Source organism: Streptomyces sp. NPDC051987, from assembly GCF_040680735.1.
Classification (GTDB): Bacteria; Actinomycetota; Actinomycetes; order Streptomycetales; family Streptomycetaceae; genus Streptomyces.
The window spans coordinates 1-23,429 of sequence record NZ_JBFAXI010000005.1 but is presented as its reverse complement, the minus strand read 5'-3'; the positions used below and the strand labels follow the sequence as shown (position 1 = coordinate 23,429).

At 72.7% G+C, this 23,429-nt stretch carries 19 protein-coding genes; 7 read left to right on the top strand and 12 right to left on the bottom strand.

Annotated features, from left to right (window positions below; genetic code table 11):
* Nucleotides 1-92: 92 nt before the first annotated feature.
* The 4 genes from AB0M11_RS04030 to AB0M11_RS04015 form a co-directional block, all read right to left on the bottom strand.
* Nucleotides 93-2,522: a non-reducing end alpha-L-arabinofuranosidase family hydrolase gene (locus tag AB0M11_RS04030; protein WP_365701056.1), complete on the bottom strand. Its 2,430-nt coding sequence runs from the start codon at nucleotides 2,520-2,522 to the stop codon at nucleotides 93-95.
* A 144-nt stretch (nucleotides 2,523-2,666) separates the two neighbouring features.
* Nucleotides 2,667-3,464 (bottom strand): hypothetical protein, encoded by a 798-nt coding sequence (locus tag AB0M11_RS04025; protein WP_365701054.1) that lies wholly within the window; start codon nucleotides 3,462-3,464, stop codon nucleotides 2,667-2,669.
* A complete protein-coding gene (locus tag AB0M11_RS04020; RefSeq protein ID WP_365701052.1) occupies nucleotides 3,461-3,991 on the bottom strand; it encodes a SigE family RNA polymerase sigma factor in 531 nt (176 codons plus the stop codon). The genes AB0M11_RS04025 and AB0M11_RS04020 overlap by 4 nt, the downstream gene beginning before the upstream one ends.
* 143 nt (nucleotides 3,992-4,134) lie before the next feature.
* Entirely contained in the window at nucleotides 4,135-4,359 is a 225-nt protein-coding gene (locus tag AB0M11_RS04015; protein ID WP_365701050.1) for a hypothetical protein, read from the bottom strand.
* Nucleotides 4,360-4,536: 177 nt separating this feature from the next.
* Between AB0M11_RS04015 and AB0M11_RS04010 the strand changes: the two genes are divergently transcribed.
* Nucleotides 4,537-6,474: an autotransporter gene (locus tag AB0M11_RS04010; protein ID WP_365701048.1), complete on the top strand. Its 1,938-nt coding sequence runs from the start codon at nucleotides 4,537-4,539 to the stop codon at nucleotides 6,472-6,474.
* 172 nt (nucleotides 6,475-6,646) lie between these two features.
* Complete coding sequence (locus tag AB0M11_RS04005) at nucleotides 6,647-8,470, top strand: sigma-70 family RNA polymerase sigma factor (RefSeq protein WP_365701046.1); 1,824 nt, start codon at nucleotides 6,647-6,649, stop codon at nucleotides 8,468-8,470.
* Between the two features lie 78 nt (nucleotides 8,471-8,548).
* On the opposite strand, the gene AB0M11_RS04000 is transcribed toward AB0M11_RS04005, so the two are convergent.
* Nucleotides 8,549-11,206, bottom strand: a complete 2,658-nt coding sequence (locus AB0M11_RS04000) for an RICIN domain-containing protein (protein ID WP_365701044.1) — start codon at nucleotides 11,204-11,206, stop codon at nucleotides 8,549-8,551.
* Nucleotides 11,207-11,730: 524 nt separating this feature from the next.
* A complete protein-coding gene (locus AB0M11_RS03995; RefSeq protein ID WP_365701042.1) occupies nucleotides 11,731-12,432 on the bottom strand; it encodes an SDR family oxidoreductase in 702 nt (233 codons plus the stop codon).
* Between the two features lie 133 nt (nucleotides 12,433-12,565).
* Here AB0M11_RS03995 and AB0M11_RS03990 point away from each other — a divergent pair, with 133 nt between their 5' ends.
* On the top strand, nucleotides 12,566-13,135 hold the full coding sequence (locus tag AB0M11_RS03990) for a TetR/AcrR family transcriptional regulator (RefSeq protein ID WP_365701040.1): 570 nt from the start codon (nucleotides 12,566-12,568) through the stop codon (nucleotides 13,133-13,135).
* 225 nt (nucleotides 13,136-13,360) lie between these two features.
* On the opposite strand, the gene AB0M11_RS03985 is transcribed toward AB0M11_RS03990, so the two are convergent.
* The 3 genes from AB0M11_RS03985 to snpA all read right to left on the bottom strand — a co-directional run bounded on the left by AB0M11_RS03985 (nucleotide 13,361) and on the right by snpA (nucleotide 16,101).
* Nucleotides 13,361-13,546, bottom strand: coding sequence for a hypothetical protein (locus tag AB0M11_RS03985; RefSeq protein WP_365701038.1), 186 nt, complete (start codon nucleotides 13,544-13,546; stop codon nucleotides 13,361-13,363).
* A 156-nt stretch (nucleotides 13,547-13,702) separates the two neighbouring features.
* Nucleotides 13,703-14,896: a hypothetical protein gene (locus AB0M11_RS03980; RefSeq protein ID WP_365701036.1), complete on the bottom strand. Its 1,194-nt coding sequence runs from the start codon at nucleotides 14,894-14,896 to the stop codon at nucleotides 13,703-13,705.
* 353 nt (nucleotides 14,897-15,249) lie between these two features.
* Nucleotides 15,250-16,101, bottom strand: coding sequence for a snapalysin (gene snpA, locus AB0M11_RS03975; RefSeq protein ID WP_365701034.1), 852 nt, complete (start codon nucleotides 16,099-16,101; stop codon nucleotides 15,250-15,252).
* 563 nt (nucleotides 16,102-16,664) lie between these two features.
* Here snpA and AB0M11_RS03970 point away from each other — a divergent pair.
* Together AB0M11_RS03970 and AB0M11_RS03965 are read left to right on the top strand one after the other, a co-directional pair.
* Entirely contained in the window at nucleotides 16,665-16,985 is a 321-nt protein-coding gene (locus AB0M11_RS03970; RefSeq protein ID WP_365701032.1) for a GYD domain-containing protein, read from the top strand.
* A gap of 68 nt (nucleotides 16,986-17,053) precedes the next feature.
* Complete coding sequence (locus AB0M11_RS03965; RefSeq protein WP_365701030.1) at nucleotides 17,054-17,653, top strand: cation transporter; 600 nt, start codon at nucleotides 17,054-17,056, stop codon at nucleotides 17,651-17,653.
* Nucleotides 17,654-17,760: 107 nt separating this feature from the next.
* On the opposite strand, the gene AB0M11_RS03960 is transcribed toward AB0M11_RS03965, so the two are convergent.
* From AB0M11_RS03960 to AB0M11_RS03950, 3 genes are all read right to left on the bottom strand, one after another.
* Nucleotides 17,761-20,001 carry a bifunctional polysaccharide deacetylase/glycosyltransferase family 2 protein gene (locus tag AB0M11_RS03960; protein ID WP_365701028.1) on the bottom strand — a complete coding sequence of 747 codons (2,241 nt, stop codon included), beginning with the start codon at nucleotides 19,999-20,001 and terminating at the stop codon, nucleotides 17,761-17,763.
* Nucleotides 19,998-20,894 carry a hypothetical protein gene (locus tag AB0M11_RS03955; RefSeq protein ID WP_365701026.1) on the bottom strand — a complete coding sequence of 299 codons (897 nt, stop codon included), beginning with the start codon at nucleotides 20,892-20,894 and terminating at the stop codon, nucleotides 19,998-20,000. The genes AB0M11_RS03960 and AB0M11_RS03955 overlap by 4 nt, the downstream gene beginning before the upstream one ends.
* Before the next feature lie 95 nt (nucleotides 20,895-20,989).
* Nucleotides 20,990-21,499, bottom strand: a complete 510-nt coding sequence (locus AB0M11_RS03950) for a DUF1877 family protein (RefSeq protein WP_365701024.1) — start codon at nucleotides 21,497-21,499, stop codon at nucleotides 20,990-20,992.
* Between the two features lie 166 nt (nucleotides 21,500-21,665).
* Here AB0M11_RS03950 and AB0M11_RS03945 point away from each other — a divergent pair, with 166 nt between their 5' ends.
* On the top strand, nucleotides 21,666-22,298 hold the full coding sequence (locus tag AB0M11_RS03945) for an RNA polymerase sigma factor (protein WP_365701022.1): 633 nt from the start codon (nucleotides 21,666-21,668) through the stop codon (nucleotides 22,296-22,298).
* A gap of 86 nt (nucleotides 22,299-22,384) precedes the next feature.
* Nucleotides 22,385-23,149: a hypothetical protein gene (locus tag AB0M11_RS03940; RefSeq protein ID WP_365701020.1), complete on the top strand. Its 765-nt coding sequence runs from the start codon at nucleotides 22,385-22,387 to the stop codon at nucleotides 23,147-23,149.
* Nucleotides 23,150-23,429: the final 280 nt, after the last annotated feature.

The following is a 23,429-nucleotide window of genomic DNA, read 5'->3' as shown; positions in this document are numbered from 1 at the left end:
CAGGCCTCGCCGAGCATCCCTCTGGTCCTCGAACGACGGAAAACCCCAGCCGGCGCACGGCTGGGGTTTCTCGACGAGGCGGTGAGCAGCGGTCAGCGCTGCAGGGTGAGGACACCCGGCCGCCACGGCAGCTGGTCGTAGGGGCCGGTCGCGGCGGGGGACTTGCCCTGGTAGAGGAACTGCAGGTGGCAGGGGTCGATGGTCATGGTCTGGTCGGGGTTGTCGCGGACCAGGTCACCGTGGCTGATGTCGTCGGTCCAGGTGGCACCGCTGTTGGCCTTGCCCGCGAAGGGGTTGCTCTCGCCGGCGGCCTGCGGGGTCCAGGAACCGCTCAGGCTGGTGGCGGTGAAGGAGCGGAAGTAGCGCTGCTCGTTCGCACCCCGCGCCTCGACGATCATGAGGTACTGGTTCTGGCCCTGGACCTTGTAGACCTGCGGTGCCTCGAACAGGTTCTTGACCGTGTCGCTCATGACCGTCGTGTACGACGAGCCGAAGCTGCCGGGGAAGTTCCCGATCGGCATGCTCGCCCGGTAGATCTTGCCGTTGTCGCCGGCGAAGAACAGGTACATGTTCTTGTCATCGGCGATCAGGGTCTGGTCGATCGGGCCGGTGGCGGACTCGGTGCGGGGGATGCTGCCGGTGAACAGCGGCTGCGGCGCGGACCAGCCGTCGGGGTTGGTGGGGTCGCTCGACGTGCGGTAGACGAAGGGCGACGCGCCCCACTGGGACGCCAGCACCCAGATGTTCTTGGGCGCGAAGTAGAACAGGGTGGGCGCCACCGCTTTCTGGCTCATGCCGGTCTGGCCGGCCGAGGCCATGTCCGACCAGTTCGTGAAGGGCTTGAACATCATCGAGCCGTACGACGATCCCGCCACGTTCGACGCGTAGACCAGGTGCTTGCCGTTGTACGTCACGGTGGTGAAGTCCTTCACCGCGTCCCACCCGTTCGCCGGCTGCGCCAGCGCACCCGTCGAGGTCCACCGGTACGCCGACGGAAGAGCACACGTGGTGCTCTTCGGCGCCGCGGCCTGCTGGAAGGTCCAGCGCTGGTTGGCACCGCCGTTGGTGTCCCAGATCTGGACGGGAGTGCCGTTGGCCGTCCGACCGCCGGGGATCTCCAGTGCCCGGCCGCTGGCGACGTTGGTCAGCGTGTAGGAACCGTCGCCGTTCCGGGCGGCCTTCCAGCGCTGGTTGGCGCCGCCGTTGGTGTCCCAGACCAGCAGCTTCGTGCCGTTGCCGGTCTGGTTGCCCGGCTCGTCCAGGACCCGGCCGCTGGCGACGTTGGTCAGTGTGTAGGAGCCGTCGCCGTTCTCGGTGGCCCGCCACTGCTGGTTGGCGGCGCCGCTCGCGTCCCACACCTGGAGGGGGGTGCCGTTGCCGTTCTGTCCCGCGGGCTCGTCGAGAGCGCGTCCGGCGGCCGCGTCGGAGAGCGTGTAGACGGTGCCGGACGTGATGCCCCCGGCCTGCGTACCGCCGCTGTTGGTGCTGCCCAGGGCGGTGAGCACCGCGCTGTAGGCGGGCTTCTTGTTGCCGCCCGCGTCGAACAGCAGCGGGTTCTCACCGGTGCGCCAGGAGTCGCTGTCGCGGATGCCCCACACGGTGATGCCGGTGCAGCGGGCGACGCTCATGCACGCCTGGACGGCGGCGGTGTACGCGGTCGGCGACGCCTGGGCGATGTCCAGCTCGGTGATCTGGACGTCCACGCCGAGCGCGGCGAACTGGGACAGGGTGGTCCGGAAGCTCGCCGGTGGACCGCCGGCGCCGAAGTGGCTCTGGAAGCCGACGCAGTCGATGGGCACACCGCGGGACTTGAAGTCCTTGACCATGTTGTAGACGCCCTGCGTCTTGGCGTCGGTCCAGTTCTCGATGTTGTAGTCGTTGTAGCAGAGCTTGGCCGCGGGGTCGGCTTTCCTGGCGGTGCGGAACGCCTCCTCGATGAAGCCGTTGCCCAGCACGTCCTGGAAGACCGAGCTGCGGTGCCGGCCGCTGCCGTCGTCGGCGAAGGCTTCGTTGACCACGTCCCAGGCGTAGATCCTGCCCTTGAAGTGGGTCATCTCGGTGGTGATGTGGTTGTCCATCACGCCGCGCAGGGTGTTGGCGTCGGTGATGGACTTGACCCAGCTGGGCAGCTGGGAGTGCCACACCAGTGTGTGGCCCCGCAGGCGCTGGCCGTGCGCGGTGGCGTGGCTGACGATCGAGTCCGCGGGCGCGAAGTTGAACGACCCGCGGGAGGGTTCGGTGGTGTCCCACTTCATCTCGTTCTCCGGGGTGATCATGTTGAATTCCCGGTCGAGAAGCGTGGAGTACGTCGAGTCGCCGAGCCTTCCGGCAGCCACGGCCGTACCGAAGTAGCGGTGGCTGTCGGCCGCTGCCGCGCCCAGTGCTGGGGAACTCGGCGTGTGGGCGGCCTGGGCGACCAGGGGTACGGCAGCGCCCGCGGCGGCGAGGACCACGGCGGCGGCGAGCACGCGGCGGGTTGCCGGACGGCGGCGATGAGAGCGGTTCTGATCTGACAACGGCATGTCCTTCTGGCGCAGCGGGCCTTGATCCGGCCCTGGTCATCCGCCAGTTGCCGCCACGCACACAAAGGTTGCCGCGGTCGAGGGAGGGATTCTCCCGGCCGCCGTCACGGCAAGGGGCCTCGTACCCCTGCCGCGCGGCGCCGTTCAACGGGTCGGGACGAACCCTCCCCGGACCGAATTGGAGCCGCCCGAACCCTGCCCGTCGACGCGGTAACCGTCGCCCGCGGCACTGCGGACACCGGTGCCGTTGTTGAACTGCGCGGCGAACTCGTGGCTCCCGGCCGGCACGGTCTGGCCCGGCTTGAGGACCCAGCGGTAGACCAGCGTGCCGCCGGTCTCCTGGACGGTGACGGTGAAGTCACCGCTCGGCAGCGTCTGCCAGGTGCCGGTGCTCTTCACCCCGCCGGTCTGCACGATCCGCATCTCGATCGTGAGCGAGGTGAGCGGCTGGGTCGTCTTCAGGAGGAGGTTGCTCTGCGTCCAGTAGACGGTGCTGGCCGGGTCCACCGAGCCGGCCGACCACAGCGCCCCGTCCCGGCTCTCGTCGGCGGCCGGCGACGCACTGGTGGCGGACGGGGTCGGGCGCGCGCTGCCCGGGGTGGTGCCCAGGGTGGTGGCCGGGGCCGGCGCGACGGGGGTGGGGCGGGCCGATGTCGGGTGCGGGGCGCTGACAGTCGGCGACGGGGTGGCAGGCGTGGTCACGGTGGCCGGCGGCGACGAGTGGGTGACGATGGCGGCGACGGCGAGGCCGCCGGTCGCCAGGATGCCGGTGGCGGCGAGTCCGGCGAGCGCGATCCTGATCCCGGACCTCGCGAACGGCCGCGCGCGGTGACGCACGGGGGGGCCGGCCATGCCGCGTTCCACCCGGGCCAGCATCCTGGCACGGTCGGGCCGGTGAGCCTCGGCGGCCTCGCGCAGCCGGCGGTCGATCTCCTCGTTCACCGGTTCCTCCTCCCTGCCATCAGGTCCCCGCCCGCGCGTGCGCCGAGCAGCTTTTGCAGCTCGGCCATTCCCTTGGAGGTCTGGCTCTTCACCGTACCGACCGAGATGCCCAGCGCCGCCGCCGTGTCCTTCTCCGACAGGTCGAGGGCGTGCCGCAGCACCACGCAGGCGCGCTTGCGGAACGGCAGCCGGGCGAGCGCCGCGCGGACGTCCAGCACGGCCGCCGTGTCCGGCCCCTCCACCTTCTCGGGGCTGCGGGACCAGAAGAGGGCGATCCGGCGTCGCTCGCGCACCGCGCTGCGGATCCGTCCGCGCGCCAGGTTGGCCACCACACCGCGGGCGTAGGCGAGCGGGTGGTCGGCCTGCCGCATCCGGTCCCAGCGCTGCCACAGGGCTACCAGGGCATCCGCCGCGAGGTCGTCCGCCGCGTCGGTCTCGCCGGTCAGCAGGTGAGCCAGACGGGCGAGTTCGGCATAGTGGCGTTCGAAGAATTCGTGGAACTCCGCGGACGCGTCATCGAGGACCATCCCCCGGTCGCCCTCTCCTGGCAATGATGTGCGCGTTGCTTGCGCGTTCAACAATGGGGAGCGCAGCCTAACAGTGCCCAGCCCCGGATTCGAACAGCGGTCGCGCTCGGTTGCGGGGCGGTGGAGGCGGACCGGCGGGCTGGTCAAGGCCGGACGGACCGGACGCCGGTCTGCTGCGCGGCGTCCGGCCGCACGGCGGTGCCGTCGGCGGGCAGCGGCTCCCTGTGGATGCCGGTGGTCCCGACACCGGCTCCGCTCCCGGAGGGACGGCACGCCGGCATCCCGACGACCCGCAGCCCCGAGGGAATGCCCGGGACCGGTCCGCGCCTGCGCCACGGTTGCGGCGCGGCGTGCTTCGTGTTCCTCATGCCCGTCCATCCGGTAGTTCGACTCGGTCTTCCGGCTCCTGGTTGCCGCGGAGCACCAGAAGGTTGCCGTCCCGACGCGGTTTTCAGAACTTCTCCGAGTTTTCGAGATCCCGGTGGCCGCCCACCGGTCTACACGTCCGTAAGGATCACCAGCACTTCAGGAAGCACCCTGACTCGATGAAGCGATCTTGGCACCTAGTCCTGGCGTCGGCTCTCCTCGCGGGAGCCGTCACACCGGTGGTCGCGGTGGGCAGCGCGGTCGCCGCGGACGGCGACATCACCTCGGCCGTCCTGGCGAACCGTGACGTCGTCCTGACCGGCGACGCGGTCGTGCGCGTGCCGCGGGGAACCCACACGTACACCGGCGTGATCAGCGGTGAAGGAGCCCTTCGCGTGTCCGGCACCGGCACGCTGGTCCTCGCCAAGGACAGCACCTTCACCCTGCCGCGCTCCCGGCAGCACCAGAGGGTCCGGATCCCGGGCGGCAACCACCCGTACGTCGTGGTCAGCAGTCCAGACCAGCCCGCGGTCACCGTGGACGCGGGGGCGACCCTCCAGTACGGCACCGGCGGTACGACCGGCCTGATCGGGTCCTTCCCGTACAACACGCCCGGCTACCAGCAGAACCAGGACAACATCCGGGTGGACGGCACCCTGCGGCTGTCGCTGACCCGGCTGTTCAACCTGGGCGTCATCAGCGGCTCCGGCCTGGTCACCCAGCCCCGGAACATGTGGGGAACGCTCCAGATCTGTGGCACCAACCCGTTCTCCGGCATCTTCGACAACGGCACGGGCGTCAACTTCGCGAGCACCACCTGTGCCGCCGACCTGCCGGGCGCCCGCTCCGTCGTCAACCGCGGTTCATGGATCATCGACACCCCGCTCCACCACACGGTCGTACAGCGGCAGAACTTCTACAGCCACGAGTACGGCAACGACGTCAACGTGCACTCCCGTCCGGGCAGCAAGGTGATCCTCACCGGCGTCTACAGCTGGAGCGACAGCGGTGACGGGGCGGCGCCGTCGCTGAGCGACCCCGGGCTGAACTGGCGGCCCGTGGCCCACCAGCTGAACAAGCGCGGCACCAACATCGAGGGCGCCGACGTCCAGTGGGGCGACGGGACCACGCACCAGATCTTCATGCCCGGCACGGCGCAGACCGTCTACATCAACCTGCACGCCAGACGGCAGCGCTCCCGGCTCACCTTCGACTACGACGGACCGGTGACCCTGGGCGCGCCCATCGGCGGCGGCATGTACCACGACACCCTCGGCGCTCCCGGCGCCGGCGACGTCGTCATCGCCGGCACCAGCGGCAACGACGTGACCTTCGCGGCAGCGCAGTACTACGACGGATCCACCACCATCGACAGGAACGCGACCCTCCGCCTCGGCTCCGGGACCGCGGGCGGCGACGGGAGCCTCCACACCGGCGGAGCCCTCGACAAAGTGATCGACAACGGGTCACTCGTGCTCCGCAACGCCAGAACCCCCGTTTCCCTCCCGGCGGTGACCGGTGCCGGATCGGTGACGCAGAGCGGAGCCGCGGCCACCACCGTCACCAGCGCCGCCTACACCGGCGCCACCACCGTGGCCAAAGGCGGCCTGATCGTCTCCGGGACCTCTCTGCGGACGTCCAGCGCGGTCGCTCTGACCGGTTCCTCGGCCGTCCTGGATCTCAGCAGGGCACGCGACACGACCCTGCGCAGGCTGCGGGTCGTCACCGGCGCGAAGATCCTCCTTCCCCGGAACTCCCCTGAGCTGACCGTCGGTTCGACGACCGCAAGGGTCTCCGGTAACCGCCTCGCCGTCGGCGGGGCGCGCTTCTCCGTCAGCCGGGGCGACACCCACACCGTGCTCACCGCTCTCCCGTCCGCCACGACCGCACACCCGTCCGCCGCCGCGAGCGCACCGGCACCCTCCCCCGCCCGGACCGGCCGAGCGGCCACGCCCCTGGACTCCTCCACCGGCGCCATGGCGGACACCGGCAGCCACTCCGGTGCCCTGTGGGCCGGCACCGGACTGGTGGGCGTCGTTCTCGCCGGCGTCGCCGCGGTCTGCTTCTTCGTGCGCGGCCGCTCGCGTCCGCGCACGTCCCCGCGTCACGCCCGCTGATCCCCGGCCGCCACGGATCCACCGGCCCGCCCATGGCCGTCGGCGCTCACCCCTTACGATGACTTCGCCGCCGGTGGGTGCGACACCCACGGCGATCGCCCGAGGGCCCCGCGACCCGGCTCGGTCGGCGCGAGCGGGGCCTCGTACCCGCGTCAGGTCGAAGGGAGACCCGATGCCCAGGCATGCCGCGCCCGCGGCCGACGTGATAGCCGCGGCTCGGGCCGGCGATCGCGGCGCTCTGGAAGAGCTCAGCTCCCGGACGCTTCCGCTGGTCTACAGCGTCGCGGCGCGTGCGCACCCGTACCGCGACGACGTCGACGACATCGTCCAGGAGACGATGGTGCGCGTCCTGCGCGGCATCGGGGGACTGGAGCGCCCGGAGGCGTTCCGGTCCTGGGTGATCACCATCACCGTGAACGAGGTCCGTGACCAGATCCGCAGGCGCGGCAGGAGGGAGACGACGGGAGCGGCGTTCGACGCGGCCGAGCACCGGCCCGACCCGGCCGCCGACGTCGCCGAGGGGGTCATCCTCGACCTGCGGCTGTCCGGGCAGCGTGCCGAGTCCGTGCGCGCGACCCGCTGGCTCGACGAGGACGACCGGGAACTGCTGTCGTTGTGGTGGCTGGAGACGGCCGGCCGGCTCGGCCGGGCCGAACTCGCCTCCGCTCTGGACATGTCCGGCCATCAGGCGGCTGTACGGGTGCAGCGCATGAAGGAGCGCCTGCACATCTCCCGCGTCATCGTCCGAGCCCTCGCGGCCAGGCCCGCATGCGGGGAACTGACCCGGCTGACCGTGGACTGGAACGGGGCCCCGAGCGGCCTGTGGCGCAAACGCCTCGGCCGCCATGTGCGCCAGTGCCCGCGGTGCGTGCGCCACGAGGAAGGCCTGCTGGCCCCGGAAGGCCTGCTGGCGTCCCTGGCCCTCCTGCCCGTGCCGGCGGCACTGCTGGCCTGGCGCCCGTGGCTGTCCGCGGGAACGCACGCGGCGGCGGCCGGCCAGGCCGGCACCACGGCCGCGTCTGGCAGCGGGGGTTCCGCGACTGCGGGGACGGCCGGGACCGCCGGGTCGGCCGGGGCCGCCGGGGCAGCGGGGACGAGCTTCACCGCGAAGGCCGTGGTGGCGGCGAGTGCGCTGCTCGCCGTGGGCGGTGGCGTGCTCGTGTACGCGGCCCCCTGGTCCAGTCCGTCGACGCGCCCGGCCACCGCCCCGACGGCTTCCGGCCCGGCACCCGCGCCCTCGTTCACCGCATCCGCATCCGCATCTGCCTCCGCATCACCGTCACGGCCGGCACCGCCACAGGGCTCGGCCGTCCCGCGTCCCTCACCCCGGCCCCTGCCCCTGCCCCGGTACGGGTCCGTGGTCGACACCGTGGACAGCGCGCCACCGCCGGACCGGCCGCCCGCCGCACTGCCCCGCCGCCCGCAGACCGCGGTGACGATGACGGGGCTGAAGAGACACCTGGACGGCTACCAGCTCGTCCACCGAGGGGACACGGTGGTACTGCGCGGGAAGGGCTACTTCACCGTCCACTGGGACGTGATGTACGGGCTGCGCCCCGGGCTGCTGACCATGCCCTCGTGGACCGGACTGCGAGGAAGGCTGTTCCACGTGGCCTCGGGCGGCGGCCACCGCATGGACGACCGCCAGCCGGGCGCGACCGCCGACGGCACCTGGATGGGCAACCGGCAGCAAGGGCTGATCACCCTGCCGCCGGGAGCCCAGCAGATGTGGCAGAACGAGTACTACTACCTCGACGGCAGCGTCACACTCCACCTCAACGAAACCCAGGCCGACTACAACCTCGACGTCCTGCCCTCCTCCTGGCAGCAGACAGCCGACGACCTCGCCAGTCCTCCCGCCCCGCACTCCGCCGACCGCGAACGGTACGGACTCGTGCGCGACACCGGCCGCGACGACGCCCCCGTACCGCAGTACACCACCCGCTCCACGCCGACCGACGCGGGCACCGTGCCCCAGCGCTCCGTCGTGTCCTGACCGTGTCGATGACCGCTCGGACGGCCGTCCCGAAGTTCCGGGGGCCGTCCAGGCTCACGAACCGGTCGGGCGTCGGGGTCAGGACGACGGGTCGCCGTACTGCAGACCGCGTCCGTTGGTGCCGATGTAGACGCGGCCGTAGGTGTCGGGATCGCCGGTGATGACGCCGAGGCTTCCGATGGCGCCCCACTGGTGGGCGTCGTCGTTGATGCGGAGCCAGGTGGCGCCCTTGTCTGTGGAGCGGAAGACTCCGGTGACGTCCTTGACGGTGCCGATCAGGTACAGGGCCTGGTAGTCGGCGCCCGGTGCGGCCTTGCCGTAGCCGAGGGCGGAGGCGGACTTCACCGTCGTGAGGGTGGTGAAGGTGCGGCCGCCGTCGGTGGAGTGCAGCAGCCCCCTGTCACCGCCGGCGATCCACAGGTCCCCGGCGATGCCGGGGACGGCCGTGAGCCGGCCGGAGGGCAGGTTGCCGGCGCGGGCGGTGAAGGTCGCGCCGCCGTCGGTGCTGGCGTAGAGGGTGCCGCCGGACAGGGAGTAGAAGGTGTTGCCCGACGAGCGGTCGGCGACGACCTCGGCGTCGGTGCCCAGGCCGCTCACCCTCGACCAGCTCGAACCCTTGTCGGTCGAGCGGTACGGGACCTGACCGTCCTCGGTCCAGACGATGGTGGAGCCGTCCGCCGCAAGCGCGACATGGCCCATCTGGGAGCTGCTGACCGGCTCCGCCCTGAAGCCGTTCCAGGTGCTGCCGCCGTCGGTGGAGTAGGCGCCGTCCTGCTCACCGCCACGGCCGACACGGACCATCATCGAGGGGTCGGACTGGGCGAAGTCGATGTCGGTGCTGCTGCTCATCAGCGGGTTCTTCAGCCTCCCGGCGGGCTCCTCGGTCAGGGAGCCGCCGTACCGGAAACCGCCCTGGTCGCCCATGGAGGTGATGAGGGTGGCGCCGCCGGGCGGGGCGATCGCGTCCGCCAGCGAGGTCTCCTCCAGCCCCACGGCCCCCGACGTCCAGTGGCTGGTGCCGCCGCTGTCGGAGGCATTGGCGTCCTTGCTGCGCCAGACGCCGTTGCCGGTGCCGTACAGCACGTGCCCGGAGTCGAAGGGATCGATGGCCAGGGCGGTCATCCAGTGCCCGATGCCGGTACCGACGTAAGGAGCGGCGGAGGCGTCCCGCACCGACTTGTCGGCCAGCGCCTTCCAGGTCGCACCGCCGTCGGTGGTGCGGTAGAGCTCGTCCTGGGGCCACCAGCGGTCGAGGGTGGTGACCATCACCGTGGACGGCTTCTGCGGGTCGACGGCCAGACCGGAGAACCCGTAACCGCCCTGGGACGGGGAGACGTTCTTCCATGCCCCGCCGGCCGGCGTGTACTTCCACACCGAACCCGCCGTCACACCGTTGGGTCCGAGGGCGTCGGTGTACGTCAGGTACAGCGAACCGTCACCGGAGACCACGCCGTGCTGCGGCATCTGGCCGGTGGGCTCGCCGGGGACGGCCTGCCAGGTGCTGCCGCCGTCGGTGGAGCGGTACAGGGAGGTGGACCTGTCGGCGACACCGACGTAGATCGTCCTGCTGCCGGCCGGGCCGTACGTCACGAAGGAGATGCCCCCGCCGCTGCTCGCCCCGTCCTTGACGGGGAACGAGGAGACCTGGCTCCATGTCACGCCGTAGTCGGTGCTGCGCCACAGGCCGTTCTTGCGGGTGCCGAGGAGCAGGGTGCCGTGGTCCGAGGGGTCGATCACCAGCCGCTCGCCCGCCCCGCGGCCGTCCTCGTTGCCGCCCAGCTTGAAGGGCAGGTCGGTGCGCTGGAAGGTGCGGCCCTGGTCGGTCGAGCGCAGGATCGCGCCGTTGCCCGCCCAGTCGTTGGTGTAGGTGCCCGTCCCGAGGTAGAGCCGGTCGGGGTCGACGGGGTCGGTGGCCAGCGAGTCGATGCCCAGCAGGTTCCAGTCCTTCTCGCCGACCCAGTCGGTCAGCGGGATCCACTGCTCGGCCCCGGTGTCCCAGCGGTAGGCGCCGCCCATGTCGGTACGCGCGTACAGCAGGCCCTTCTGCTTCTGGTTGAACACCAGACCGGTGACGTAACCGCCGCCCACCACCTGGGCGTTCTTCCACACGTACGGTCCGGACGCGGACTTGGCGTCCGCACTGCCGGCTCCACCCGCCGAGGGGGCGGCCATCTTCACCAGCTTCCACTGCTGGTTGGTGCCGCCGTGGCCGGGATACTGGATGACGGCCGCCCCGTTGGCCGAGGAGCCTCCGGAGACGTCCAGGACCTGGCCGCTTCTGCGGGAGGTGAGGGTGACGGCGTCGGAACCGCTCACCTCGTCGATCCGCCACTGCTGGGACGGGGAGGAACTCTCGGTCTGCTGCTCGGCGGCGGCCGTCCGCGCGGTTGAACCGCCCGCTGTGCCCAGGACCTTGCCGCTGTTGCGGTTCACCAGTTCGTAGTAGCCGTCCCCCACGGACTTCAGCTTCCACTGCTGGTTGGCGGTGCGCTGGTCGGTCCACTGCTGGATCCGGGTGCCGTCGGCGGTGGAGAAGCCGTTGACGTCCAGCACCTTGCCGCTGCGCACGGAGACCAGCTCGTAGTAGGCGTTGCCGTCGACCGTCGCGGCCTGCGAGTCCTCCTGCACGAACAGGAGATACGGCACAACGGCGAGGGGCGCGCCGAGCAGCACGGCGGTGGCGGTCCAGCGGCGGCGGTGACGCCCGCGACGCCCGCCGTGCGTGGGGTTCTTCATGGGGAGGTGCTCTCCTTGCATACCGTTCCCAGGGGAAAAGCGGATCCGGCCACCGGGACTGGCCGGATCCGACTCCTTGTGGGCGCCGGAACCGCAAAGGTTGCCGCGAGCCGAAAACCTTTCGCTGTCCGACGCTGCCGCCCGCCGACCGCGAGGTATCGTCCGGCTCGGTGCCACCGGCACCGGCATCGGCGCGGTAGGCGATCAAGGCGAGAACATGACCGAGGACAAGGCCACGCAGGAGTCATGGCTGAAGCGGAACGCTGATGCGCTGGAGCGATGGCAGGGCGTCGTTTTCTCCCTCGGCGGCTGCGTCCTGGTCGTCGACGATCTGCGTCAGCACGCCTACGTCCGCGCCGCACTGTGGTTCGCCCTCACCTGCTACACGGCCTGGGGAGTCGTGGACGACGCACGACAGGCGAGGCGCAGGGCCGTGCAGGCAAGACAGCGGCAGCTGCGTCTCCTCGCGGAGTTGATGCGTGAGGTCGCCGCGCGGCGGACCCCGGCTCAGGCGGACGGGGCGGTTACTTGGCCAGCTGGGGGTAGAGCCCGGCCAGGTCGCCGGCCAGGCCCGCCTTGACCTGGCGCGAGATGTCGTCGGCGAGCACCTCGTGCGCGCCCGTCTCGATGCCGTCCAGGGCGAGTGCGGCGACCACGCGCGGGTCGGACTTGGGGGCGTCGACGTCGGCGGCGAGGTCGGTGTCGACGTAGCCCACGTGCAGTCCGGTGACCCCGATGCCGCGCGGCTGGAGTTCCAGGCGCAGGGAGTTGGTCTGCGACCAGAGGGCGGCCTTGGAGGCGCTGTAGGAGTTGGCGAGCGCGAGCCAGGAGAGCACCGAGTGGACGTTGAGGAGGTGGCCGCCGCCGTTGCGCTCGATGACCGGCACGAAGGCGCGGGTGACCAGGAGCGGGCCGTAGAAGTTGGTCTCGAACTCCCGGCGCACGTCGTCGACCGGGGAGTCGAGGAAGGAGGCGTTGACCGAGGCGCCGGCGTTGTTGATCAGCACGGTGACGTCGTCCGCCTGGGCGGCGGCCGCGGCCACGGAGGCCGGGTCGGTGACCTCCAGCGCCACCGGGACGGCGTCGGGGTGGGTCACGGTGCGCGGGTCGCGGGCGGTGGCGTAGACCTTGCCGGCGCCACGGGCGTACAGCTCTTCCACCAGGGCCTTGCCGATGCCGCGGCTGCCGCCGGTGACGAGGACGTTCGCGCCCTTCAAAGCAGTCATGACTGTCTCCTCAGCTGAGAAACCGATCAGTTTCCACCACCGTAAACCGATCGGTTTCTCGATGCAAGCGCTGTCGGAGGCGGAGGAAAACCGATCGGTTTTGATTTCGGCCGCTCCGGGCTAACCTCGCGGTATGACCACCGAACTGAAGCTGAGCCCCAGGGAACGGTTGCTGGAGGCGGCGGCCACGCTCACCTACCGAGACGGCGTCACCATCGGTATCGAGGCGTTGTGCAAGGCGGCGGGGGTGTCGAAGCGCTCCATGTACCAGCTGTTCGAGAGCAAGGACGAGCTGCTGGCGGCGAGCCTGGAAGAGAGCGCCGCGGCCTATACGGCGGCCCTCCTGCCCGCGGCGGACGACGGCCGGTCACCCCGCGAGCGGATCCTGCACGTCTTCACGCAGGCGGAGGCGGCGGCCGGCGCCCCCGAGTTCCGCGGCTGCCGGTATCTGGCCGTGCAGGTCGAACTCAAGGACCAGAGTCACCCCGCCAGCCGGGTCGCCCATCAGGTCAAGGCGGGCCTGACCGCCTTCTTCCGCGCCGAGGCGGAGCAGGGCGGGGCGGCCGACCCCGACCTGCTGGCCCGCCAGCTCAGCCTGGTCTTCGACGGAGCCAGTGCCCGCGCGGGAATCCAGGCCGACCACCTGACAGGGCTCCTCGCCCCCACGGTGACCACCCTGCTCGACGCGGCAGGCGTGCGCTGACGCATCCCCGCCACCGACATACCCGCCACCGACATCCCCGCCCCACCGACAGGCCCTTCGCCGTGAGCGTCCCGGCCGTCAGCCCCGCGTTCGCCGACACCACCGGCACGGTGCTGCCCGTCGTCTCCGCGCTCGGCGGCGACCCGGACGACGCAGGACGGCGACTGTGAGCAGGGCGTGCCCGGGGTGATCGCCGGGATCACGCGCCCGTGGTGATCTCCGGGATCACGCGGAGGGGAAGGGGAGGCCGGCGTCGCGCGTGGTGATCGGGCGCGGGAGGCGGAAGTCCATGGCCCGGCCGACCTCCTGCCAGGTCGCCTCCGCCGTCCTGCGCGCGTCGGCGGCCACATCGCCCCGTTCGCGTATGAGCCGTTCGTAGATCGGGGCGTCGCTCCGCGCCGTTGCACTCACCGTACTGGTCCCTTCCTGGTGACGGCACCCGCTCGCCCTCCGGGCCGCGGGCGGCCCGAGTCTACGGCGGCCGTTCCGTCGGCATCGTCCGCTTCCGTCAGGTGGGACACGAGGCGCTCGGGGTCTTCCGCACCCGTGGCCGTGCGTCGCGAGAGGTCACAGGAGCGGCTGTTCCGGTGCGCCGGGCGTGGCTCTCTTCGCCGCGTCCGGCGCCTGGTCGGCTGCCGTCCGTCCGGTGCGGGACGGGGAGCGGCGGCGGCGTCGGTCTCGTACCGGCCAGAGCAGGACGTATGCGGTGGAGACGATGACGAAGCCCAGGCGGATCAGGCCGCGGGCCGCGTCGTCCGGGACGACGAAGACCGTGCCGTACAACGTGAGCAGGGCTATCCAGCTCCACCAGGGGACCAGACGCCGCTGCCCGATCACGTCCCACAGCAGTGTGCCCAGCAGGACGGAGGCGGTGTAGTACGTGTAGACGCTGGGGTCCAGGGCGATCCGGGCGTTGGCGCCGAGCAGGACGACGGCGGGCCAGCGGCCTCGCCAGACCGCGACGCACCCCAGCGCCAGCCCCGCCGTGGCCTGGGCCGGCCGGTCCCAGGGAGGGGTGCGGGGATCGTCGACGCCGAGCCAGTGCAGCGCGGACGCGGGCTGGTTGGGGATGGTGAACTCGGCCGCGGTCAGCGACTGCGGGGCGTTGAGGAGGAACGGCAGCCAGGCGAGCGCGACCAGCGCCGCGCACCACAGGCCCGCGCGCAGCCACTGCTTCCTCGGCAGCGCGAGCAGCAGCGGCAGGAAGGCCAGCGCGGTCGGCTTGGAGTCCATGGCCAGGGCCAGGAAGGCGCCCGTGGCGGCGGGGTTGCCGCGAGTGAGAGCCCAGACGGCGAGGGTGGTGAAGAAGAGTGCCAGGACGTCGTCGAGGTGGCCGAACCGGACGGCGACCTCGATCCACATCGGGATGAAGGCCAGGCCCGCGACCAGCACCCGCTGGCGCAGTCGCCGGTGGTTGGTGCCCGTGCCGAGGAGGTGCCAGGCGGCGCTGCGTCCGACCACCACCAGGATCAGCAGACCTAACAGGGACATCAGGGCGGCGGCCAGGAGCTGTCCGTCGGACTCGGGAAGAGGGTTGAACAGGCCCGCCGCCAGGAAGCTCACCGGGCCCATCTGGAGTTCGGGGTGGTGGGCGTACAGGTTCAGGCCACCGTCCGCCCTGCCCGAGCCCGCGTAGAGCAGCTCCCCACCGGTGCGCAGGTAGTGCCAGGAGAACCCGCCGTGCGGCTGGACCACGCCGAACCAGAGGGTCGTCCAGGCGGAAAGCAGCAGCAGGTGCACCCGCTGACTGATGGCCGACACGCTTTCTCACTTCCGCTTCTCGTCGCCTCGCTCGGTTCCCCGGTGTCATGCGCCCCTCTGGGAGATGAGCGGAAGGCGGGGCAGGTTCACGGCGTGAGGTAAGAAGCGGGAGTCGGCCGGTCCAGTCCCGAGACGTGGACGGTGAGGTCCGGCGCGGTCGCGGCCGGCGGGGCTGGGCCTGCTCGACTCCGTCCCCGCCCGCACCGACCCGACCACCAGGCCCTGGGTCGTCGCGCGCCTTCGGGGCCGTGACGCCGCCGAGAGCGCGCTGCGCCACGTCGCCCTGGTCGGGGAGAAGGAGGAGTACGTCGAGCGGGCCTGGCGCGCCATCACCCCGTACCGGCCGACGCCGGTCACCAGGGCGTGATGAGGACCGGGACCCCCGGACCCCGGCCCGGCGTCACCGTCGGCATCTGCGGCACGGTGCGCAGCTGGGCGGAGGGCGAGGAGGGCAGGGTGGGCGACGTGGGCGAGGTGGGCAGGGTGGGCGAGGAGGGCAGGGTGGGCGAGGAGGGCGAGGTGGGCTGGTTCGCCGTGCCGCCCGGGGCCTGCGCGAGCCCGGTGGCCCACAACTGGTCGACACGCGCGCGCTCGGTGGCGTTCGGGTAGCGGTTGGTGCAGGACGGCCCGGGGCCGCCGCCCGACATCAGCTCGCTGCACGGCCCGCTGTAGTCGTCGGACAGGCCCAGAACGTGCCCGGTCTCGTGGGTGACGACGCGGACCGAGTCGTACTGCCGGGCCTGGGTGTAGTCGATGAAGATGTAGCCGCTTCCGTGGCCGTTGGTGGAGGCGTAGGACCCGCGCGAGTCGTTGCCCTCGTAGTAGGAGAAGTCGGCACCGCTCGACGCCTCCCGGAGTTTGACGTGGGACTCGGAGCTGTTCCAGATCGCGGCCGCGCTCGCTATCTGCGAACGGAAGCTCGGTGCCCGGGAGGCGTCGTAGGAGATCGTCACCGCCTGCCCGGCCGGCTGGGCGGCGCGCTTCGCCGCGACCGACTTGAGCACGGCCTGGAAGAACGCCGTGTTGTTCGCGGCCTCCTCACCCGCCCCGCCGTACCGCGCCACGGTGGTACCGGTGGCGGCGGACGGGGCGGCGGCGGTCCGGGCGCTCGCCGGTGCCGCCGCGCCCAGCGCGGCGGTGGCCAGACCCAGGCCCAGAGCGAGGGCGAGCGCGACGGGGCGCGCGGACGTGCGGGACGGGTTCATGTGGGGGGCTCCTACTCACTCGGTGACGCCGAGCGCCCGGCGCGGGGTCGGCTCCGCGTGCGGCACCGGTTCCGAACTGCGGCGACGTCCTGTGGGGCGACATTCTTAGAACGGCCCCACAGGGAGCGCAAAGGGTCCCCGCCACTACGTCGCCTCGTAGGTCCGCGGACCGTGCCAGGGCGGTGCGACGCTGCCCGGTCCGTGCGCGGCGGCGCTCCGCAGGAACTGTCGCGGCGTCAGAAACCGTGCGGCACGGGGGAATGGACGCGTCGGCCGGCCGAGCGCGCTTCCGGACGGTGCGCCGGAGCCGCTACCCACCCCAAAAAGGACAAATACTCAGATGTCCCCTGTGTCGTGTCTACTAAGCATGCCGAGTGATTGCTGCAACCCTGTGACCGACCTCATAGAACACGGGAGAGAACACGAGCCACCGCCCCGCCTGGCCGCCACGACGTCCTGGGGGAGTGGCTTACGGGTGAATCCGGAAGGGCGGTGGGCGGCCCGCGGTGTCAGGGCGGGAAGGGCATGGTGCGTACCGGACACCTCACGGGCAGGAGCGCCCCATGCCGAAGTTCCTCATCCAGGCCGCCTACACCCCCGAGGGGACGCAGGGCTTGCTCAAGGAAGGGGCGAGCGGGCGGCGGGCCGCCGTCGAGCAGGTCGTCGCCGGCCTCGGCGGGACGGTCGAGGCCATGTACTTCGCCTTCGGGGAGGACGACTTCGTGGGCATCCTCGACTTCCCCGACCATGTCTCCATGGCCGCCGTCAGCCTCGGCGTCAAGGCCAGCGGCGCGCTCCGCACCCGGGCCACTCCCCTCCTCACCGTCGACGAGATCGACGCGGCCGCCCGCCGGCAGGTCTCCTTCCGCCCGCCCGGCGCGTGAGCCCAGGGCCGTGCGCGGATCTGCCAGGAGCCTTCCCGATCCCCGCGCGGGCCTGCGAGGATCCCCCGGTGACCAGCATCGACGACGCCACCCGCGGGACACTCGTCCGCCGCGGCTTCGCCCTGGAGTACGCCACCCTCGGCTGGAACGTGATCGGCATCGGGGTGCTCGCCGTGGCCGCGACCGGGGCGCGATCCGTGGCGCTGGCCGGGTTCGGCCTGGACTCCCTGATCGAGATCGGCGCCTCCGCCGTGGTGGTCTGGGAACTCTCCGGTACCGGCGAGGACCGCAGGCGCCGCGCGCTGAAGCTGATCGGTGCCGGCTTCGCACTGCTGGCGGTGTATCTCCTGGTGCAGTCCAGTTGGGTGCTGGCCACCGGGTTCCGGCCCCGCCCCTCGCCGCTCGGCATCGGCTGGACGGCGGTGACGGCCGTGGTGATGTTCGCGCTCGCCGCGGGCAAGGCACGCACCGGCAGCGCACTGGACAACCCCGTGCTCCGGACCGAGGGCAGGGTCACCCTGATCGACGGCCTGCTGGCCGCCGCCGTGCTGGCCGGCCTCGTGCTGAACGCCGCGGCCGGCCTGTGGTGGGCCGACCCCGCCGCCGGGTACGTGCTGGTCCACTACGCGGTGCGCGAGGCCAGGGAGATCTTCCGCGGCACGCACTGACCGGGCCCGCACACCGGACCGCGACGGCGTCCCCTGCCGAGGCCGACCGCGGCTCGGAGGGCTCGGACGGCTCGGACGGCTCGGAGAGCTCGGAGGGTTCGCACGGCTCAGGCGGGGACCCGCGGCGGACGGTCCTCGCCGGGTGCCTCCACCGGCGCCGGTGCCCGCAGGCTGCCGTAGCGCTCCATGCGCTGCCACCGCAGCCGGGAGCCCGACACTGCCGTGAACACGGACTGGACGACCACCAGGTACATCAGCTGGCGGTAGACGAACTGCTGGAGCGGCAGGCTCCACAGCGGGCCCGGACGCTCGCCGTCCAGGCGGAACGCGTACAGGCCCATCAGCAGTTGCAGCAGCAGGAAGGCGAGCCACAGGGCGGTGACCCGAAGCGGGTCGAGGAAGACCAGGCCGTAGAGGGCGAAGACGTCGACCACCGGAGCCAGCAGCGGCAGCAGGACCTGGAAGAGGAGCAGGTAGAGCAGGCCGCGGCGGCCGAGCCGGCCGGCGGAACCGCGTTGCGTCAGCGCGCCGCGGTGCTTCCACATCGCCTGCAGGGTGCCGTAGCACCACCGGTACCGCTGGCGCCACAGGGCGCCGAGCGACGCGGGTGCCTCGGTCCAGGCGACCGCGCCCTCCTCGTACACCACGCGCCAGCCGGCCCGGCACAGGGCCATGGTCAGGTCGGTGTCCTCGGCGAGGGTGACGTCGCTGACCCCGCCGAGCGCGAGCAGGGCCCGGCGGCGGAACGCGCCCACCGCTCCGGGCACGGTCGGCATGCACTCGGCGAGGTCGAACAGGCGGCGGTCCAGGTTGAACCCGACCACGTACTCGATGTGCTGCCAACGGCCCAGCAGGCCACCGCGGTTGACGACCTTCGCGTTGCCGGACACGGCGCCCGTCCGCGGATCGGCGAAGGGCTGCACGATGCGGCGGACGGTGTCGGGTTCGAAGACCGTGTCGCCGTCGACCATGACGACCAGCTCGCAACTCGCCGCCGCCAGCCCGGTGTTGAGCGCGGCGGGCTTGCCGGCGTTCCGCTGCCGGATCACCCGTACCCCCGGCAGCCCCAGGGACTCGACGAGATCTGCGGTGCCGTCGGTCGACCCGTCGTCCACCACGATGATCTCCACCGGATGGTCCGAGGCGACCAGCGAGCGTACGGCCGCCTCGATTCCGGCGCTCTCGTTGTACGCCGGGACGATGACGCTGACCCGTTCGGTCACCGGCGGTCCCCAGGGCGCGGCCCGGCGTCCGCTGCGCAGGCGGCGGTGGCGGCGGGCCGCGATCAGCACGATCGCGGCGCGCAGCGCGCTGACCGCCCCGGCCGCGTACATCAGCACGCCGAGCAGCCCGATGGTCCGGTCGCCGAGCCGCAGCATCCCGATGAGGGCGGTGCCCAGCAGGTGGTCGCCCGGTCCGGCGGGCCGGACGGCGCCGGTCATGCCGACCGCGGCGCCGACCGTCGCGAACCGGTAGCCCTGTGCCTTGAGCCGGGGGATCAGGGTGGTCAGGGCGGCGACGGTCTGGGAGCGGTCACCGCCGGCGTCGTGCATCAGCAGGACCTGGCCGGCCCTGCCGTGCGGAGTGGCGTTCGCGAGGACGCGCGCCGTGCCGGGGCGCTGCCAGTCCTCGGCGTCCAGGGTGGAGAGCACCGTGACGTACCCGGCCCTGTCGGCCTGCTTCAGGACGGACCAGTCGGCGTCGTCCAGCGAGTCGTTCTCCGCGGAGTACGGCGGCCTGAGCAGCGCGGTGGTGACACCGGCCGCGCCGGCCACCGCCAGCTGCGTCTCGCGCAGTTCCAGGGACCGCTGCCACGGGGCGAGGCGGGACAGGTCGGGGTGGGTGAAGGTGTGGACGCCGATCTGGTGGCCCTCGGCGACGATCCGGCGGACCAGCTCCGGGTGGGCCACGACCTGGGTGCCGACGACGAAGAAGGTCGCGTGCACGTGGTTGCGGCGCAGCACGTCCAGGATGCGCGGCGTCCAGACCGGGTCGGGACCGTCGTCGAAGGTGAGGGCGATGGTGCGGGCCTTCGGGCGGGCGGTGTGCGGGGAGCCGGCGGCGTCCGCGATCACCGGGCCGCCGTGGACCACCCGGCCGGGCACCGTGTCGGCACGGCCGGGCGGGCCGGTCACGTCGTCCGAGGTGATCCCGAACATGTGGTGGGTGTAGCCCTGCAGCAGGAGCGCGGTCGAGAGGGTCACCACGAGCACGGACAGCAGCAGCCAGTGGGTGCGGGGGACCACCTGGCGGGTACGGCCGCGGCGGCGGAGCACGGCGGTGCGGCGCCGCCGACCGGTCGGGGCGGGGCCACCGGCAGGGGCGGCCGGGGAGGTCGGACGGGTCACGGCTGGGCCTTCGGTGACTTCACGGGCTTGTGGGACGCGGCGTTGGCCCGCCCCTTGGTGGAGGGTGCGGCGGTGCCGGTGGGAGCGGCGCTCGCCGGGGCGCTGGTGGTGGGGTCGGCGGTCGTGGTCGGTCCGGGGGCCGCGGTAGCGGTTCCGGCGGGCGACGCGGGCGACGCGGGCGACGCGGGCGACGCGGGCGACTCGGAGGTGGCGGCGGTGGCGGAGGCCGCGGGAGTGGTCGCGGCCGTCGGCCGGCCGGTCAGGTCGACGGCCGCCTGGGGCACCGTGGCGGCGGAGGTCGCGTCCGCCGCGCCGGCGTCGGTGCTCCCCGCCGCCGGCGCCGCACCGGTGGCAGAGCCGGGGGCGGTCGCGTGGGGTGCGGCGGCCGGGTGCGTGGGGTCCGGGAGGGGCAGCGGCACGAACGGGGTGCTGAGGGTGGGGCCGCCCAGCAACGCGCTGACCAGCAGCGCGGCATAGGCACCGGCGGGGAGCACCAGCAGCCGCGCGACGCGCCGCACGCGACGCTGGCGGCGTCCCGAGGCGTCCACGAAGACCGGCCGGACCCGGTCGCTCTCCGGCGGCTCCGGCTCCGGCACGGGGTGGCCGACGGTCTCGGGGTCCGCGGGCGGCACGGTTCGGACGACACCGTGCGGAGCGGGCCGCTCCACCGTGGCCGTGGCGCCGGGAGGCGCGGTGAGGGGGGTGGTGCCGGGGGCGGCGGCGGTGGTGCTGACGGTGCGGGAGGTGGCGGCGGTGCTGGTGGTGGCGGTGGTGCCTGAGGCGGCGGTGGTGCTGGTGGTGGCGGTGGTCGCCTGGCCATGGGTGTGTCCGTAGCCGGTGCGTCCGTACGGCTCCTGGCCGTACGCTGCCCCGCTGTCGCCCGTCCGCTGCACGAGTGGTCCCGCCCCTCTCCATGACGACCGACGTGGTCGTCCGCATGGAGAGAGCGCGGCGGGCGGAAACTGTTACACCTCCCGCCTCGGCCGTCTCAGCTGTGCGCGCACTTCTCGGACCGCCACTTCACCACCGCGTCGCCGCAGTCGGCCGTGTGCGCGTAGAACGCCCGCAACTCCTGGTGGGCCGCGGCGAACGCGCGCGACGTCTCGGGTTCCGCGGTGGCTCCGCCGTAGCGGGGCAGCAGTCCCGTGCGGGCGGCCTCCCACAGGGCCTCGAAGTCGGCCCGCTCCAGGAATCCGGCCACCCGGCGGGCCTGGGCCGCCGTGAGCACCAGCAGCGGGGGCTTGTGCCGGTCGGTGCGGAACACAGGGCGGCCACCGAGCACCACCTGGGCCTGCGGCCGGTCCCCGGGACCGGTCGGCGGAGCGGCGGCGTAGAGGCGCGCCTGGTCGAGACAGCACTCGTCCAGCAGTTCCTCGCGGGAGGGTACGGCCGGGCCCCGGCCGCTCTCCGCGTCGCTCGCGAAGAGCCGCTCCAGCCAGGCCGGACTGTTGCGCAGCGCCGGGGGCGGCACCGCTCGCAGACGGAGGTAGGTACTCATGACAGGGGGAGCGCACGGCAGCGCCCAGGCGTCACGCCGTCTGCCGCTCCTGTGGCACTGTGACGTTTCTGTGAGGGCGCACGCTGGTCACCATGGGGCCGTCGTCGCGACCGGAGCACGGCGGTCGACGTGGACTCGGCTGTGATCGGTGCGAACGAGGGCAATCTTGGGCCAGGTACGGCAACCCCGGCGTGTGCAGGAGTACGACGGGGAACTGGGCGCGGCGGTCGCGCGCGCCCAGGACGGCGACGAGAGCGCCTTCGCGATCGCCTACCGGATCGTCCAGCCGGGCCTCCTTGGCTACCTCCGCGGTGTCGTCGGCGACGACGCGGAGGACGTGGCGTCCGACGCGTGGCTGGAGATAGCCCGCGACCTCGGGCGCTTCCGGGGTGACGGGGCCGGCTTCCGCGGCTGGACCGCGACGATCGCCCGGCACCGGGCGCTGGACCACCTGCGCCGGCGGCGGGTACGGCCGCAGGCCGGCGGCACCGACCAGGACGTCCTGCATCTGGCCGGTCCGCACGACACGCACGAGCAGGCCCTGGAGTCCCTCTCCACCGAGTGGGCCCTGGAGCTGATCCGCGGCCTGCCGCGGGACCAGGCCGAGGCCGTGCTCCTGCGGGTCGTGGTCGGTCTGGACGGCCCCGCCGCCGCACGCGTCCTGGGCAAGCGTCCGGGCGCCGTGCGCACCGCTGCCCACCGGGGCCTGAAGCGCCTCGCCCGTCAGCTGGGCATCGGCGGTGCGGCCGAGGAGGGTGTGACGGATGCGGCTTCCGGCGCGCTGGGGGAGTCGACATGAAGGACAACCGCGACAGGATCGACAGACGGGCGCCGGAACCGGGACAGCGGGCGAATCGAAGCGGTCGGACAGGAACGGAAACGGACATGGGTGAACGGCTGAGCGGCGACGGGCCAGGGAGCCGTCGACGTGCGCGGCCCGACGGCACCCTGCCGGACCGCCGGGACGCTGGTGACGGCACGGCGGGGGAGGACGCCGCGCTGGAGACGGCGCTGGCCGCCGCCGTCCGGGCGGCCGAGCTTCCGGCCGAGGGCGAGCGGCACGCCGTCGCCGCGTTCCGGGCCGCCCGTGCGGGGGGCGCGGGTCGCACGCGTACCCGGCGCCGGGACGACTGGCGGCCGGCGGCCGAGCGGCGGGCCCGGCGCCCGGCCAGGCTGACGTTCGGCGTCGTCTTCGCCAGTCTCGCCCTGGGCGGCGTGGCGGTCGCGGCCATCGGTTCCGCCGGTTCGTCCGGCGAGGGTGCCGGACCTGGCCGGGGGACCACGAGTCCCTCGGCGGCCGCCGCGGCCCTGCCGGGCGGTGCGGCCTCCTCCGCGCCGTCCGCCGGGCAGCGGGCCAGGCCGACGGACCGGCCCGCCACCGCCCAGGACACCGTGGCGCACTGCCGTGCCTACGAGCAGGTCCAGGGGCACGGCAAGGCGTTGGGCGCGACGGCCTGGCAGCGGCTGGTCGCGGCAGCGGGCGGTGCGGACAAGGTGGCCGCCTACTGCTCCGGGCAGCTGGCGGCGGCGACGCCCAAGCCGAGCCGTTCGAGCGGGGCCGGCAAGTCCGCCAAGGGTGCCTCGCATGCCGGGAACGGCACCAGCCGGGGGAACGGCGGCCAGGGCAAGGGCAACGGCAAGAACAAGTAGCCCCGGCCTCGCGGCGGGCGGGACGGGACTTCGGGTGCGGGTGTGTGGGCGTTGCTCGCGCAGTTCCCCGCGCCCCTTCGGGGGCGCCAGTGCCTCGCGGCGGACGGGACTTCGGGTGCGGGTGTGTGGGGGTTGCTCGCGCAGTTCCCCGCGCCCCTTCGGGGGCGCCAGTGCCTCGCGGCGGGCGGGACTTCGGGTGCGGGTGTGTGGGGGTTGCTCGCGCAGTTCCCCGCGCCCCTTCGGGGGCGCCAGTGCCTCGCGGCGGGCGGGACTTCGGGTG

What these genes read in the sequence shown, in the direction of transcription:
- AB0M11_RS03990 (WP_365701040.1), top strand. Translation starts at nt 12,566, where the DNA reads ATGACCACCGAACTGAAGCTGAGCCCCAGGGAACGGTTGCTGGAGGCG.
- AB0M11_RS03995 (WP_365701042.1), bottom strand. Translation starts at nt 12,432, where the DNA reads ATGACTGCTTTGAAGGGCGCGAACGTCCTCGTCACCGGCGGCAGCCGC.
- AB0M11_RS03950 (WP_365701024.1), bottom strand. Translation starts at nt 21,499, where the DNA reads ATGAGTACCTACCTCCGTCTGCGAGCGGTGCCGCCCCCGGCGCTGCGC.
- snpA (WP_365701034.1), bottom strand. Translation starts at nt 16,101, where the DNA reads ATGAACCCGTCCCGCACGTCCGCGCGCCCCGTCGCGCTCGCCCTCGCT.
- AB0M11_RS04030 (WP_365701056.1), bottom strand. Translation starts at nt 2,522, where the DNA reads ATGCCGTTGTCAGATCAGAACCGCTCTCATCGCCGCCGTCCGGCAACC.
- AB0M11_RS04005 (WP_365701046.1), top strand. Translation starts at nt 6,647, where the DNA reads ATGCCCAGGCATGCCGCGCCCGCGGCCGACGTGATAGCCGCGGCTCGG.
- AB0M11_RS04010 (WP_365701048.1), top strand. Translation starts at nt 4,537, where the DNA reads ATGAAGCGATCTTGGCACCTAGTCCTGGCGTCGGCTCTCCTCGCGGGA.
- AB0M11_RS03970 (WP_365701032.1), top strand. Translation starts at nt 16,665, where the DNA reads ATGCCGAAGTTCCTCATCCAGGCCGCCTACACCCCCGAGGGGACGCAG.
- AB0M11_RS03940 (WP_365701020.1), top strand. Translation starts at nt 22,385, where the DNA reads ATGGGTGAACGGCTGAGCGGCGACGGGCCAGGGAGCCGTCGACGTGCG.
- AB0M11_RS04000 (WP_365701044.1), bottom strand. Translation starts at nt 11,206, where the DNA reads ATGAAGAACCCCACGCACGGCGGGCGTCGCGGGCGTCACCGCCGCCGC.
- AB0M11_RS04015 (WP_365701050.1), bottom strand. Translation starts at nt 4,359, where the DNA reads ATGAGGAACACGAAGCACGCCGCGCCGCAACCGTGGCGCAGGCGCGGA.
- AB0M11_RS04020 (WP_365701052.1), bottom strand. Translation starts at nt 3,991, where the DNA reads ATGGTCCTCGATGACGCGTCCGCGGAGTTCCACGAATTCTTCGAACGC.